Raw genomic sequence first — 14,272 nt, 5'->3', positions numbered from 1 at the left:
GCGGCTCCCCGTTGCCGTGTGTTCTCAGCCCGCCCGGAAGATCGTCTTGAGTTCGGTGTAGGCGTCCAGGCTGCCCGAGCCCAGTTCGCGGCCGATTCCGCTGTTCTTGATCCCGCCGAATGGTGCCTCCATCGGGAACGACGCGGTGTTCACGCCGACGGTACCGGTCTCGATGCGGCGGGCGATGTCGGTGGCACGCTCCCGGTCCGGCGAGAAGACTCCGCCGCCCAGACCGTAGTCGGAGTCATTGGCGACGGACACGGCGTCGTCGACGGTGTCGTAGGGCAGTACTGAGATCACCGGACCGAAGATCTCCTCACGGGCGATGCGCATGTCGTTGGTGACATCGGCGAAGACGGTGGGCTCGACGTAGTAGCCGCGCTCGAACCCGGCCGGGCGGCCACCACCGAGGACGACTCGTGCCCCTTCCTGTTTGCCGAGCGCCAGGTAGGACTCCACCCGGTCGCGCTGCTGCGCGGTCACCAACGGACCGTAGAACGTGGTGGGATCGGTGGGATCACCCAGCGGCAGCGCGCGGACGGCGGCCACGATGGCCTCGATGGTTTCCTCGTAGCGCGCCCGCGGCGCCAGGACCCGGGTGAGCGCGCGACAGGTCTGTCCGGTGTTCGGCGTGCACGCCGACGCGACGAACGGCGCGAACGCCGTCAGATCCGCGTCGTCGAGCAGGATCGCCGCGGACTTCCCGCCGAGCTCGAGGGTGACGCGTTTGAGACTCAGCGCGCACGCCGTCGCGATTGCCTTGCCCGCCGCCGTGGACCCGGTGAAGGCGACCTTACGGACCAGGGGGTGTTCGACCAGTGCGGCCCCGGTGCCGCGTCCGCCGGTGACGATGTTGAGTACGCCCGCGGGAATGCCTACCTCCGTGGCGATCTCGGCCAGCAGGAAGGCGTCGAGGGAGGTCTCCGGAGACGGTTTGACCACCGCCGTGCAACCGGCGGCCAGCGCGGGCCCGATCTTCCAGGCGATGAGTGGCTGCGGGCCGTTCCACGGCGTGATCGCGGCGACGACGCCGACCGGTTCGCGCCGCACGATCGCGTCACCGGTGGCTGTGGTGATCATGGATTCGCGCGGGGTGGTCTCGGCCAGGCCGGCGAAGTACCGGTAATTCAGCGGGACCTGGGACTGCATCGCGCGCGCGATGGAAATCGGGCTGCCGTTCTGCCGGGTGACCAGCTGGGAGATTTCCTCGGCGCGCTTGTCGAACCCGTCGGCGAGAGCTCGCAGCAGTTCCGCGCGTTCGGCGGGATCGGTGGCCGCCCAGGCCGCGCCCGCGGACGTCGCCGATCGGACCGCGGCATCGACATCGGCCGCGTCGCCGTCGACGACGGAGCCGAAGGTCTCTTCGGTGGCCGGGTCGATCACATCCAGGCTTTCGCTGGCATGCGCTGGGCACAGTCGGCCGTCGAGGAAGTGGGAGTCGTAACGGGTGGTCATGGCTGCCTCCTGGTGCCCAGCCGCAGCGTGACGGACGGGCAGGTAGATAGTCTTCGCTCGTGGACCAGCACATGCAAAGTATGCATAATGTTTTAAGTGTGATCCACAGTACAGGGTGTCGTGACTGTGACGCGAACCGCAGGCATCCATCCGGCGTATCACCGAGGCGAATTCCATTTCTACGGGTCACATCCCACGGAACCTTCCAGGTCAGCCGGTCAGGGATGCGTAGCACCCACCAAGGAGCATGAGCTGTGAAGGCTGTCCGTTGCTATGGCAGAGAAGACATCCGGTTCGAGAACGACGTGCCCGAACCCCAACTGAGGGCAGGCGCGGCCCGGGAACGCGCGACGGCAGGGACGAGCCTGGGCGTGCTTGCCCGAGAATCGGCCTGCTATATCGACGGTGTCTGGCACGGTGGTCGCGCCGAGAGCATCACGTCTGTCAATCCCTCGACCGGCGAGGTCCTCGCGGTCACTGCTGCCGCCGATACCGGCCAGGTCGCCGCGGCCCTGTCCGCTGCCCGCCGCGCGTTCGACGGTGGTGCGTGGAGCCGCCTCACGCGCGCCGAACGCGGGGCGCTACTGCACCGGCTCGCCGACCTGATCGAACGCGATCGTGACCGGCTGACCGCACTGATTGCCGCCGAGGTCGGAACCGCGATCAGCACCGCCGACCAGCAGGTCATGGGTCCGGTGGGCTTTCTGCATTGGTTTGCCGATGCCGCTGTGCGCGGTCCGTCCGACGGGCTCGAGCAGCCGCTGCCACTGCACCATCAGCCGGTGACAACGAGCAGCATGCTGCTGCGAGAACCACTCGGGGTCGTCGCGGCGGTCACGGCCTACAACTACCCGATCATGCTGTGCGCCTGGAAACTCGGCCCCGCGCTGGCATCGGGCTCCTCCACCGTGCTCGTGCCTTCACCCAAGGGATTGTTGTGCACGATCGCTGTCGTCGAACTGATGGAGGAAGCCGGATTCCCGCCGGGGGCGGTGAATCTGGTGTTCGGCTCGCCCGCGGTGACCGAACAGGTCGCCGGCGCACCGGAAGTCGACATGGTGAGCTTCACCGGGTCGGCCGCAGTCGGCAGCAAGATCATGGTGCTGGCCGCGCCGACCTTGAAGAAGGTGGTGCTCGAACTCGGCGGCAAGTCGCCGAACATCCTGCTGCCCGGCGCGAACGTCGACGTGACGATCGCCCCGTCGGCGCTGCGTTTCTGCCTCAACGCCGGTCAGGCGTGCGGGGCGACGACCCGATCGCTGGTACCGGTGGATCTCGTCGAGGAATTCGTGGCGAAGTCGGCTGCCTATATGCGTGGCCTGACCGTCGGTGACGCCAGTGACCCGGCGACCGTGGTCGGGCCGCTCATCACCGACGCGCACCGCGCCAGCGTGGAGGCCTATCTCGCCCGTGCCGTGGACGCCGGGGCGAAACTGGCTACCGGTGGCGGCCGCCCGGCCGGACTCGACCGTGGCTACTTCCTCGAGCCGACGCTGATCACCAACGCGGACAACGACTTCGAGATCGCGCAGGAGGAACTGTTCGCCCCGGTCGGCGTGGTGATCCCCTATCGCGACATCGACGACGCGGTACGAATCGCCAACACCTCCAAATACGCGCTCAACGCCAACATCTGGGGCGCGGTACCCGAAGCGATTGCCGTGTCTCGGCGTATTCGCTCGGGCACCGTGACCATCAATGGCGGTGGCGGCCGCCGTTTCGACGCTCCATGGGGCGGTCCCGGGTACTCCGGTGTCGGCCGGGAGTGCGGCGAGGACGGCTACCGTGAGTTCTTCGAGGTCAAACACGTCCAGTGGCCGCTGTGAGCACGCCGCGCCGGTGCATTCGAATGCTCCGGCGCGGCGTCGTCCGTGGTTCTCAGCTGCTGACGGGAAGCGCGATGGCGCTGGGGCCGTCGGCGAATCGCAGACCGGTCAGCGCTGGGTCGTGGCCGGAGGGGGTCAGTGACCCGTCCTGCTCGATTCGGTAGCTGGTCACCACCACGTGCGATCCGTTCTTGAAGAGCGGCGAGGACACCAGGTACAGCCAGGTGCCGTCGGTGGAGCGGGTGACCGTCGCCGGGCCGACCGGTGTGGCGTACGGCGAACCCGGCGCCGGGACGAGCGCGCCGTCGGGCTGGACCTCGTAGCCGGTGATGTTGTCGGAGAAGGTGTTCGCGAAGTACACGAAGCGACCGTCCTTGCTGAACACCGGGTTGTGCGGAATCTTGCCGGTCGGATACGGCGAGCCGGGCAGCTCGGTGAGGCCGCCGTCGCTGCCGACCCGGAAACCGGTGATCGTGGCGGACTGCTCGTTGGCGACGTAGAAGAACTGCCCGTCGAGGGAGAACACCGGCGTGATCGGGAAGAGCCCGGTCGACAGGGTACGGTCGACCGGCGTCGACAGACTGCCGTCGGCGTGGATCGCGAGCCGCACCACGGCCTTCGCCATGACGCTGGCCACGTACAGGCTCTTCCGGTCGGGGGAGAAGATCGGCTGGGCCGCGCCGTCGAGGATCTTGCCGAGGCTGACCGGGACGCCAGCCATGGCCGGAATCCCGTTCTCGTCCAATCGGAAATGCGCCATCGCACCGAAGAAGAACCCGGCCGGACCACGACCCACGCCCAGGTAGAGGTTGCGTCCGTCATCGGACACCACCATCGAGACCGGGGTGAGCCGGCGGGGGAGGCGCAGCGTGGCCGCCCGCTCGAGGCCGCCATCCGCGCGGACGTCGAAGGTGATCAGCTCGGGTGAGAACGTCTGTCGGAGGCTGATCGGCATGCCGAGTCCCATCCCTGCCGCGACGTAGATCCGGCTGCGGTCCGGGCTCGCGACGACGCAGAAGGTCCCCGCCCCCGTGGGGAACGGCGAATCCGCGAGCGGCGTGAGCGAACCGTCGGCGAACAGGTCGAACGCCGCGATGCCTCCGCTCTGGGCGACCACATACAGGCGATCGAGGGGGCTCTGCTGCTCCGTCATCGGGTGTCCGTTTCTGCTCGATTGATGCTGTCGACAGGAACTTAGGGTTCGCCGGTGATCCGGAGTGTTCAGGTTTTCGGACACTCAACGGCTGTGCGCGGCGGTGAGGTCGGCGGGCTGCGTCGCGGTGAGCGCGGTGACGGTCGCGGTGCCGAAAACGCCGGTGCGGTCGTAGAGCTCGGCCGTGCCGATCGCGATGCCGTCGCGTTCGTGACGGTCCGATGCCGAGACCCCCATCTCGTCGCCGATCGGCAGTCGGCTGAACGCGACGGTGACGTCGGTGTTGATGTACTCGAGTCCCTGGCTGCCGAGGTTGGTGACCACGTTCGTCACGTCGGCCACCGCACAGGCAAACTGGAACGGGGTGGCTTTCTCGCCGTCGACCACGGTGATGGCCGCGTGCCAGACCCGATTCCGGCTGGTGTTATGGTGCCGGGCGGGGTCGGCGTCCCAGCCGGCGTCGCCGCTGTAGTAGATACGGCTCGTGTCCGGGTCGCGATGCCAGGTGGGCGGCGGTGGGATCGGTGCGCTGTCGACCGACCAGCAGCGGCCCGGCCGGGCGTCGCCCGCGGCCAGGTAGAGCGCGCGGGCCGCCGCTACCGGCGTGCCGTCCTGGCACAGGCGGGCGTCGACCAGACACAGCCGCCTGCCCGCGCGCACGATCTCGGTCTCGACGGTGCACGGGCGCATGGCCACCGCGCGGAAGAGGTCGAGGGTCCAGCGGGTGGGACGCAGGCTGGTCGGGCCCTGTTCGGCAACGCGACGCTCGACCTCCCTGGCGAGCGCCGCGCTGATCGCCATACCCCGCATCTGGCCGCCCGCCCAGCCGCTGCCCGCGGCGGGAGTGGGATGTAGCAGGCCGGCAGTGACGAGGTCGGTGTCGAAGAATGCGGTCTGCCGCATCGAATTCCTTTCGGAGAAGGGCTATTTCACCAGCGCGGCGGCGTGGATGGCGCGGGCCGGATCGTCGAAGATCGGAATGCCCGCCGCGCGCAGCAGGCCAAGCCCGCGCGGGGCCAGCTCCCCGGCGATGGTCCACGACACGATCACCGGCTTCCGCGTCGCGGCCACCTGGCGGGCGACCTCGCGGGCAATCTCCTCGGCCATCGGGTCGGCGACGGTAGTCACCAGCACGGCAACGGCGTCGACCTCGTCGGAGGCGAGGATCGCGGCCAGCGCCCGGCCGTAGATCGCCGGTTCGGTGGCGACCCGGCCGGTGACGTCGACCGGATTGGCGATCGCGGCGAACGACGGCAGGATCTCGCCGAGTTCGGTGCGCAGGTCCGCCGAGAAGGTCGGGACCGTGAAGCCGTACTGGTCGCACAGGTCGGCGATCATCGAGCACGCGCCGCCGGAGGTGGACACGATGCCGATCCGGGCGGCCGGCGACAGCCGATGCCCAGCGTCGCGCAGGGCCAACGCGTCGAGCAGTTCGGTGATGGTGTCGACCGGGACGGCGCCGGCACCGGTGAGCAGCGCCCGGTACACGGTGTAGTCCCCGGCGACGCTGCCGGTATGCGACTGGACCGCCCGCGCCCCCGCCTCCGTGCGACCGACCTTGAGCACGAACACCTTCTTGCCCGCCGCGGTGACCGCCGTGACCGCGTCGAGCAACGCGGCGCCGTCGCCGACGCCTTCGAGCACCACCGCGATCGTGTCGGTCCTCCGGTCGCCCGCGAGGTAACGCAGGTAGTCGCTGGTGCCGAGCATGGCCTGATTGCCGACGCTGATGAAGCGGCTGATGCCGATGCCGCGTTCCCATGCCTGCGAGGCCAGGCTGCCGCCGAGCGCACCACTCTGGGCGACCAGCGCCACCCGGCCGGTGGCCGGAATGCTCGCCATGGACTGGGCCTGGCTGAAGCACACGTGGGCTCGGGTGCCGGGGCTCATCAGCCCGACCGTGTTGGGTCCGCACAGCGCGATGCCATGCCGGGTGGCGACGGCGGCAAGTTGTGCTTCGAGTTCGTCGGCGCCGACCTCGGAGAAGCCGGAACTCAGCACCACGGCCGCCCGGACGCCGACCCTCCCGCAGTCATCGAGGACCTCGGCGCAGGAGGCGGCGGGCACGGCCACGCACACCACGTCGATAGACCCGTGATCGAGGTCGGAGATCTTCGCGATGGCGGGGTAGCCGTCGATCTCGGTCGCTTTCGGGTGCGCGACGACGACGCGTCCGGCGTAGCCGTGCCCGCGCAGGTAGCGCAGGACGAGGTTGCCCGGCATGACCGCGCCACTGGCGCTGGCGCCGACGACGAGGACCGATGACGGCTCGAGCAGCGCGCGCAGGTCGAGGTCGACAGCCTGGGGAGCGGTGGCGGCCGGGGCGGGTTCCTCGGCGACAGCCAGGCGCGCGTCAACGACGATCGGGCCGGACGGGGTGACTACGACCGGGTTGAGATCGGCCTCGAGCAGGTCGGGGCGCACCTCGGGCAGGCGAGAGGCCGCCGCGACGACCTCGGCGACCTCGTCGACGACATCGCGCTGTCCCCGGTAGCCGCCGAGCACGGCGCCGATCGCGGTGGAGCGCAGCAGGGTGGCGGCCTGCTCGGTGTCGACCGGACAGCGGGCGAGCGCGCGGTCGGGCAGCAGTTCGACCAGGCTGCCGCCGGCGCCCACGATGACGACGGGCCCGAAGGTTTCGTCGCGTTTGATGCCGACGAACACCTCGGTGCCGCCGCGCACCATCTCCTGCACCAGGATCTGCCAGCCCGCCGTCCCCAGGGCGAGCTCGGCGGCCAGCTCCGTCAGACGGTCGGCAGCGGCGCCGACAGCCTCGGCGCCGATGAGGTCGAGGACGACCGCGCCGACATCGGCCTTGTGTATCAGTGCCGGGCTGATCAGCTTCAGCACCACCGGGACGCCGAACTCCTCGGCGGCAGCCACCGCCGATGCGGTGTCGCCGACCAGGCGTTCCCTGACCAGTGGCACGCCGGCCGCAGCGAGGCAGCTTTCCAGCGTGTCGTACTCGAGCAGCATGCAATCGTCTCCTTCTCCTGAATGCTCAGTATCGCATTCCAGTTACGACTTTAAACATTATGTATTATGTTCGTGTGAGAACCCAGGCAGATGGAGGCATCGGATGAGCGGTCCGCTCGCAGGAGTCAAGGTGGTTGAGGTGGCCTCGATCGGCCCCGGTCCATGGTGCGCCATGATGCTCAGCGATATGGGCGCCGAGGTGATCCGGCTCGACCGAGCCGACGACGTGCGAACCTACCGACCCGATGCGGTGTCGTTGGAAACCGTGACCAAGCGTGGCAGGCGCTCGGTCGGTGTCGATCTCAAGGCGCCCGGCGGAGCCGAGGTCGTGCTCGCGCTGGCCGAGCAGGCCGACATCCTCATCGAGGGATTTCGTCCGGGCGTCGCCGAACGACTCGGCATCGGGCCCGCCCAGACGTTGGCCCGCAATCCTCGGCTCGTCTACGGGCGGATCACCGGCTGGGGACAGGACGGTCCGCTGGCCCAGGTGCCCGGCCACGACATCAACTATCTGGCGCTGACCGGTCTGCTGCACACCATCGGTCCCGCCGGCGGCAGGCCCATGCCTCCCCTGAACCTCGTCGGCGACTTCGGCGGCGGCGGCTTGATGCTCGCCTTCGGCGTGGTGTGCGGATATCTCGAAGCGCAGCGTTCCGGGCGGGGTCAGGTTGTCGACGCGGCCATGCTCGACGGGGCCACCCTGCTCGGCGCGATGGTCCACGGCCTGCGCCAGCTCGGGCAGTGGGGGCAGGAGCGTGAATCCAACCGGCACGACGGCGGTGCTCCCTTCTATGGCACCTACCAGACTTCCGACGGTCACTATGTCGCCGTCGCCGCCAACGAGCCCCGCTTCTATCGGGTCATGGTCGAAGCACTCGGGCTGTCCCCGGATGATCTTCCCGCGCAGGACGACCAGGCGAGCTGGCCGGCGATGCGCGCGCGCTTCGCCGAGGTGTTCCTGACCAGGACCCGCGAGGAATGGGTGAGGCTGATGGCACCCCTCGACACGTGCTTCGCGCCGGTGCTCACGCTCGACGAGGCCCGCTCGCACGAACACAACGTCGCCCGTGAGCTGTTCGTGGCCAACGACGGCATCATGCAATCCGCGCCGGCGCCCCGCTTCGACCGGACTCCGGCGAGCATCAAGGGCCCTGCCGCGCGACCCGGCCAGCACACCGAGGAAGCGTTGCGCGACTGGGGTTTCGCCGAGGCGAGGATCGATGAGCTGCGCGGCACCGGGGCGATCGTGCAGGGCTGACGGCTCGTCGAGCCGACCCCCGCTCACCGAAACGTCACATCTTCTTGGCGTCGCGACAGGTCGCGCGCCGCGAGTGAAAGAGAGAGAACAATGGCAGGTCTGTACTTCGAGGAGTTCGAGCCGGGTCTGGTGATCGAGCACCCGACCCGCCGCACCATTACCGAGGCCGACAACACGCTGTTCAGCGTTATGACGCTGAACCTGGCGCCGCTGCACCTCGACGCGGAGTACTCCAAGAACTCCATCTACGGCCAGCGTCTGGTGAACAGCCTGTTCATCCTCGGCCTGGTCTCGGGCATCACCGTCCCGGAGACGACGCAGGGGACCACATTGGGCAACCTCGGCTACGACAACGTGCGGTTCCCGAAGCCGGTGTTCCACGGTGACACCATCCGGGTGCGCACCGAGATCATCGCCAAGCGGGAGTCCAAGAGCCGCGACGACTCGGGCATCGTGACCTTCCTGCACCAGGGCATCAACCAGCGCGACGAGATCGTGTGCGAGTGCACCCGTGCGGGACTGATGCTCAAGCGCTCCGCTGTGCCGGAGGCCGCCACCTCGGCGTCCTGAGCGCCGCCCCGAATCCAGAGAGGAACAGTCGATGCTCGGACCAGGTCTGTTCGACACCGCTACCGATGCGGCGTGGGTGCCGCCGGACGCCGTGCGCGAACGCAGCAGACTGCTGAACGCGATGCGTCGCTGGAACGTCGCCACCCTTGCCGACCTGCACCGGACCTCGGTGGAGGACCCGGAGTGGTTCTGGCGGGCGGTGGTCGAGGATCTCCACGTCGAGTTCGCCGAGCCCTTCGACCGGGTGCGCGACGACAGCGCGGGCACACAGTTCCCGCAGTGGTTCCCTGGTGGCACGCTCAATGTGGCGTCACTGTGCGCGCAGCGGCACGCCGTCGGTCCCCACGCAGGGAAAGCCGCGGTGGTCTACGAGGGGGACAACGGTATCCGTCGGGTGCTGACCTTTGCCGAACTCGACACCGAGGTCCGGCGTTTCGCGGCCAACCTGGCCGCGCTCGGGATCGGCCGGGGCGACCGGGTGGTGCTGTTCCTGCCGGTAGTGCCCGAGGCTGTGGTGGCGTTCCTGGCGTGCGCGATGATCGGGGCGATCTCGGTGCCCGCGTTCACCGGCTACGGCGCTGACGCCTTGGCGTCGCGACTGGTGGATTCGGGAGCGGTCGCGCTCGTCACCGCCGACGGCACAACCCGTCGCGGCAAGGTCGTGCCGCTCAAGGAAACCGCCGACGAGGCACTGCTGCGGGCGCCCGACGTCGCGCACTGCCTGGTGGTCCGGCATCTCGGCAACGAGATCACGTTGCGTACCGGCCGTGACCGGTACTGGGACGAACTCGCCGCCGATCCCGCTCCGGTAGCCACCGTCGCGGCCGGGGCGAACGATCCACTGACCATCGTCTACACCTCGGGTACGACGGGCAGGCCGAAGGGCATCGTGCACTCGCACGCCGGTTTCGCGGTCAAGGCCGCGGTCGACTTCGCCTACGGCTTCGACGTGCACGACGACGATGTGATCGCCTGGATCGCCGATATGGGCTGGCTGCTCGGCCCCCTGCTGATCGTGGCGGGCCTGCAGCTGGGGGCCACCGTGGTCTTCACAGAGGGCGTGCCCGACCATCCCGACGCGAACCGGTTGTGGGACATCGTGGCCCGGAACAAGGTGACGTTGCAGGGCATCGCGCCCACTGCGGCCCGCCTGGTGATGGCGGCCTCCGGCGGCGCGGCACCCTCGGGCGTGGAATCGTTGCGCGCCTTCGCCTCCACCGGCGAGGCGTGGGACGAACCGACTTGGCGCTGGCTGTTCGAGACGGTCGGCGACAAGCAGCGCCCGATTGTCAACTACACCGGCGGTACCGAGGTCGGTGGTGGTCTGCTGGTCAGCTATCCGTTCCTGCCGATGCAGCCCGCCTCGTTCAACGGACCGCTGCCCGGCGCCGACATCGCGGTGTGCGATGCCGCTGGTGAACCGGTGGTCGGCTCGGTCGGGGAACTGGTGGTGGGCAACACCTTCCCTGGCATGACCCACGCCTTCTGGCAGGACCGCGAACGCTACCTGGAAACCTACTGGAGCAGGTGGGATGGGATCTGGGTCCATGGGGATCTGGCCAGTGTCGACGCCGAAGGCACCTGGCGGGTGCACGGTCGCTCCGACGACACCATCAAGGTTTCCGGCCGCCGCGTCGGGCCTGCCGAGCTCGAGGCCGCGCTGCTGACCGATCCCCGGATCGTGGAGGCTGCGGTCATCGGTGTCCCCGACGAGCAGCGTGGCCAGCGCGTCGTCGCCTTTGTCGTGTTGCGCACGAAGGATTGCGCCGCTGCGGAATTCGGCGATCTGGTGGCCACCGCGGTCGTCAACGTCGGGCGCTCGTTCGCGCCCACGGTGCACGTGGTGACCTCGCTGCCCAAGACCAAGAACGGCAAGATCATGCGCCGGGCGATCCGGTCGCAGCACCTGGGCCAGGCACAGGGCGATCTGTCGTCTCTCGATCCTGCCACCCCGATCGAGGCGATCCCTGTGATCGGTGGGTGATGCGGGCCGCGCCGAGCGGCCGTGAACAGGTGTGCCCCCTACCGGAATCCGGTAGGGGGCACACCTGTTTGGGGCGGACGGAGCGATCAGGAGCCGGTAGGTGGCCTGATGCCGAGGATGCCGCGTCGATCCGAGGGTCAGCCGCGCGACTTGTATTCGCGCAGTAGCCCGCGGCTGATGATCGTCTTCTGGATCTCGCTGGTGCCCTCGCCGATGAGCAGGAACGGAGCCTCGCGCATGAGGCGTTCGATCTCGTATTCCTTGGAGTAGCCGTAGCCGCCGTGGATGCGGAAGGCGTCCTGGGTGACCTCGGCGCAGAACTCGGAGGCCAGCAGCTTGGCCATGCCCGCCTCGACATCGTTGCGCTGCCCGGCATCCTTGAGCCGGGCGGCGTTGACCATCATCAGATGGGCGGCCTCGACTTTGGTGCCCATCTCGGCGAGCTTGAAGGCGATGGCTTGGTGTTCGGCGATCGGTTTGCCGAAGGTCTTGCGTTGCTGGGCGTACTCCACCGCGAGCTCGAATGCCCGGATGGCGATACCGCAGGCACGGGCCGAGACATTGACCCGGCCGACTTCGACCCCGTCCATCATGTGGCTGAAGCCGCGCCCCGGTGTGCCGCCGAGGATCTGATCGGCGCCGATCCGCAGGCCGTCGAACACCGCCTCGGTGGTGTCGACGCCCTTGTAGCCCATCTTGTCGATCTTGCCCGGAATGGTCAGACCGGGGCGGACCTCGCCGAAGCCGGCGGGCTTGTCCACCAGGAAGGTGGTGAGGTTGCGGTAGGGGGTGTCGGCGCCCTCGTCGGTCTTGGCCAGCAGCGCGATGAGGGTGGACGAGCCGCCGTTGGTGAGCCACATCTTCGATCCGTCGACGACGTAGTCGCTGCCGTCGCGGCGCGCACGCGTCTTGATTGCGGCGACGTCGGAACCCAGATCGGGTTCGGACATGGAGAAGGCGCCGCGGATCTCACCGGTGGCCATCTTCGGCAGGTAGTGGCGCTTCTGCTCGGCGGTGCCGTGCTGACGCAGCATGTAGGCGACGATGAAATGGGTGTTGATCACGCCGGACACGCTCATCCATCCGCGGGCGATCTCCTCAACGACCAGCGCATAGGTCAGCAGTGATTCGCCCAGCCCGCCGTACTCCTCGGGGATCATGAGCCCGAACAGGCCCATCTCCTTCATCCCGTCGACGATGTCTTGGGGATAGGCGTCGTCGTGCTCGAGGCGCTGCGCGTGCGGGATGATCTCCTTGTTCACGAAATCGCGTACTGTGCGCAGAATCTCGATCTGCACATCGGTGAGGTCGGCGGTCTGGGCGAGGCGGGTCACTGGTAGTTCTCCATCGGTTCTCAGGGCAGTAGCAGGGTCAGCGTCTCGGCGACGCAGGCGGGTTGCGCGGCGTTCTCGATCTCGATCGTGTAGCGGGTGGTCAGCAGATCACCCTGGGTCGCGGGTTCGAGTGCCAGGAACTGGGCGTGGGCGCGCAGGCGCGCACCCACCGGTACCGGAGTCGGGAAGCGGACCTTATTGAGCCCGTAGTTGATTCGCGCGCTGCCGAAGTCGAGCCGGAACAGCAGAGCGCCGAAGTGGGGGACCAGCGACAAGGTCAGCAGCCCGTGGGAGATGGTTCCACCGAAAGGGCCTGCGGCGGCCCGCTCCTGGTCCACGTGCAACCACTGGTGGTCCTCGGTGATATCGGCGAACCCGTCGACCCGTGCCTGCTCCACCGGGAACCACGATGTGGGACCGAGCTTTTCGCCGACGGCCGCCGAGACCTGGTCGGGGCCGGTGAAGACGGTCACGCGCCGACCCGTTCGAAGATCGCGGTCAGTCCCTGTCCACCGCCGATGCACATCGTCTCGAGGCCGTAGCGTGCTTCGCGGCGCTGCATCTCCCTGGCCAGGGTGGTCAGAATACGGGTACCGGTCGCGCCGACCGGGTGCCCGAGGGAGATACCGGAGCCGTGGACATTGAGCCGGTCGAAATCGGCTGCGCCGAAACCCCATTCCCGGGTGCAGGCCAGGGCCTGGGCGGCGAAGGCCTCGTTGAGCTCGATGAGGTCGATGTCGGCGAGCTTCAGGCCGGCCTTGGCCAGCGCGGCCTCGGTCGAGGGGACAGGGCCGATACCCATGATCTTCGGGGCGACACCGGCCACGGCCCACGACACCAGCCGCACCAGCGGCCGGAGACCCAGCTGCTCGGCGTATTCGCGGTGGGTGACCACGCACATCGACGCCGCGTCGTTCTGGCCGCTGGCGTTGCCCGCGGTGACGGTCGCCTCCGGATCCTGTTTGCCCAGCACCGGGCGCAGCGCACCCAGCGACTCGAGGGTCGCGTCGGCGCGTGGATGCTCGTCGGTGTCGACGACGGTGTCGCCCCGGCGGGAGGACACCGTCACCGGAATGATCTCCTCGGCGAACACCCCTGATCGCTGCGCTGCCACCGCGCGCTGGTGCGAGGTGACCGCGAGCTGATCTTGCTCGGTGCGGCTGATGCTGTAGTCGCGACGCAGGTTCTCCGCGGTCTCGAGCATGCCGCCCGGCACGGGGTAGTCCTTGCCGCCTGCGGTGACCCGGCCCCGGGCCAGCCCGTCGTGCAGCTGAACACCCGAGCCCTTGATTCCCCAGCGCATCTCGGTGGAGTAGAAGGGCACGTTGCTCATGCTCTCCGCGCCACCGGCGACGACGAGCTCGTTTACTCCGAGGCTCACCTGCATGGCGCCCTGGAGCACCGCGTGCAGACCCGAGCCGCAGCGGCGGTCGACCTGCATGCCCGGCACGGTCACCGGTAGACCCGCGTCGAGCGCGATGACCCGACCGAGAGCCGGAGCCTCGCTGCTGGGGTAGCAGTTGCCGACGATGACATCGCCGATCTCCTGTGGGTCCAGGCCGGTGCGATCGAGCAGGCCACGCAGGGCGACAGCGCCGAGTTCGGCGGTGGTGAGGGATTTCAGCGAGCCACCGTAGCGGCCGATGGGTGTGCGAACGGGTTCGCAGATGACGACATCACGCATTGTCGGGCGGGACCTTTCGGGGGAGTGGGGAG

11 protein-coding genes are annotated in these 14,272 nt (G+C 68.6%); 4 read left to right on the top strand and 7 right to left on the bottom strand.

The window, feature by feature from the left end; genetic code table 11:
* Positions 1-24: 24 nt before the first annotated feature.
* Positions 25-1,455 carry an aldehyde dehydrogenase gene (locus DFR69_RS33135; protein WP_110041647.1) on the bottom strand — a complete coding sequence of 477 codons (1,431 nt, stop codon included), beginning with the start codon at positions 1,453-1,455 and terminating at the stop codon, positions 25-27.
* Positions 1,456-1,709: 254 nt separating this feature from the next.
* On the opposite strand from DFR69_RS33135, the gene DFR69_RS33130 reads away from it, so the two are divergent.
* Positions 1,710-3,281: an aldehyde dehydrogenase family protein gene (locus DFR69_RS33130; protein WP_244198584.1), complete on the top strand. Its 1,572-nt coding sequence runs from the start codon at positions 1,710-1,712 to the stop codon at positions 3,279-3,281.
* A 52-nt stretch (positions 3,282-3,333) separates the two neighbouring features.
* Here DFR69_RS33130 and DFR69_RS33125 read toward each other — a convergent pair whose 3' ends face one another.
* From DFR69_RS33125 to DFR69_RS33115, 3 genes are all read right to left on the bottom strand, one after another.
* A complete protein-coding gene (locus DFR69_RS33125) occupies positions 3,334-4,434 on the bottom strand; it encodes a lactonase family protein (protein WP_110041646.1) in 1,101 nt (366 codons plus the stop codon).
* 84 nt (positions 4,435-4,518) lie between these two features.
* Positions 4,519-5,337: an acyl-CoA thioesterase domain-containing protein gene (locus tag DFR69_RS33120; protein WP_110041645.1), complete on the bottom strand. Its 819-nt coding sequence runs from the start codon at positions 5,335-5,337 to the stop codon at positions 4,519-4,521.
* Positions 5,338-5,358: 21 nt separating this feature from the next.
* Positions 5,359-7,410 carry an acetate--CoA ligase family protein gene (locus tag DFR69_RS33115; protein WP_110041644.1) on the bottom strand — a complete coding sequence of 684 codons (2,052 nt, stop codon included), beginning with the start codon at positions 7,408-7,410 and terminating at the stop codon, positions 5,359-5,361.
* A 103-nt stretch (positions 7,411-7,513) separates the two neighbouring features.
* On the opposite strand from DFR69_RS33115, the gene DFR69_RS33110 reads away from it, so the two are divergent.
* The 3 genes from DFR69_RS33110 to DFR69_RS33100 all read left to right on the top strand — a co-directional run bounded on the left by DFR69_RS33110 (position 7,514) and on the right by DFR69_RS33100 (position 11,222).
* A complete protein-coding gene (locus DFR69_RS33110; RefSeq protein ID WP_110041643.1) occupies positions 7,514-8,668 on the top strand; it encodes a CaiB/BaiF CoA transferase family protein in 1,155 nt (384 codons plus the stop codon).
* A 90-nt stretch (positions 8,669-8,758) separates the two neighbouring features.
* Positions 8,759-9,238 carry a MaoC family dehydratase gene (locus DFR69_RS33105; RefSeq protein ID WP_110041642.1) on the top strand — a complete coding sequence of 160 codons (480 nt, stop codon included), beginning with the start codon at positions 8,759-8,761 and terminating at the stop codon, positions 9,236-9,238.
* Positions 9,239-9,269: 31 nt separating this feature from the next.
* A complete protein-coding gene (locus tag DFR69_RS33100) occupies positions 9,270-11,222 on the top strand; it encodes an AMP-binding protein (protein WP_110041641.1) in 1,953 nt (650 codons plus the stop codon).
* 137 nt (positions 11,223-11,359) lie between these two features.
* On the opposite strand, the gene DFR69_RS33095 is transcribed toward DFR69_RS33100, so the two are convergent.
* From DFR69_RS33095 to DFR69_RS33085, 3 genes are read right to left on the bottom strand one after another with little or no spacing between them, the layout of a single operon-like run.
* Positions 11,360-12,556 (bottom strand): acyl-CoA dehydrogenase family protein, encoded by a 1,197-nt coding sequence (locus DFR69_RS33095; RefSeq protein WP_110041640.1) that lies wholly within the window; start codon positions 12,554-12,556, stop codon positions 11,360-11,362.
* 20 nt (positions 12,557-12,576) lie between these two features.
* On the bottom strand, positions 12,577-13,029 hold the full coding sequence (locus DFR69_RS33090) for a MaoC family dehydratase (RefSeq protein ID WP_110041639.1): 453 nt from the start codon (positions 13,027-13,029) through the stop codon (positions 12,577-12,579).
* Positions 13,026-14,240, bottom strand: coding sequence for an acetyl-CoA C-acetyltransferase (locus DFR69_RS33085; RefSeq protein WP_110041638.1), 1,215 nt, complete (start codon positions 14,238-14,240; stop codon positions 13,026-13,028). Before DFR69_RS33085 ends, DFR69_RS33090 begins: the two co-directional genes overlap by 4 nt.
* Between the last annotated feature and the right edge of the window lie 32 nt (positions 14,241-14,272).

It is taken from the genome of Nocardia neocaledoniensis (genome assembly GCF_003182135.1).
Classification (GTDB): domain Bacteria; phylum Actinomycetota; class Actinomycetes; order Mycobacteriales; family Mycobacteriaceae; genus Nocardia; species Nocardia neocaledoniensis.
This window is presented reverse-complemented; position numbering and strand designations above follow the sequence as displayed.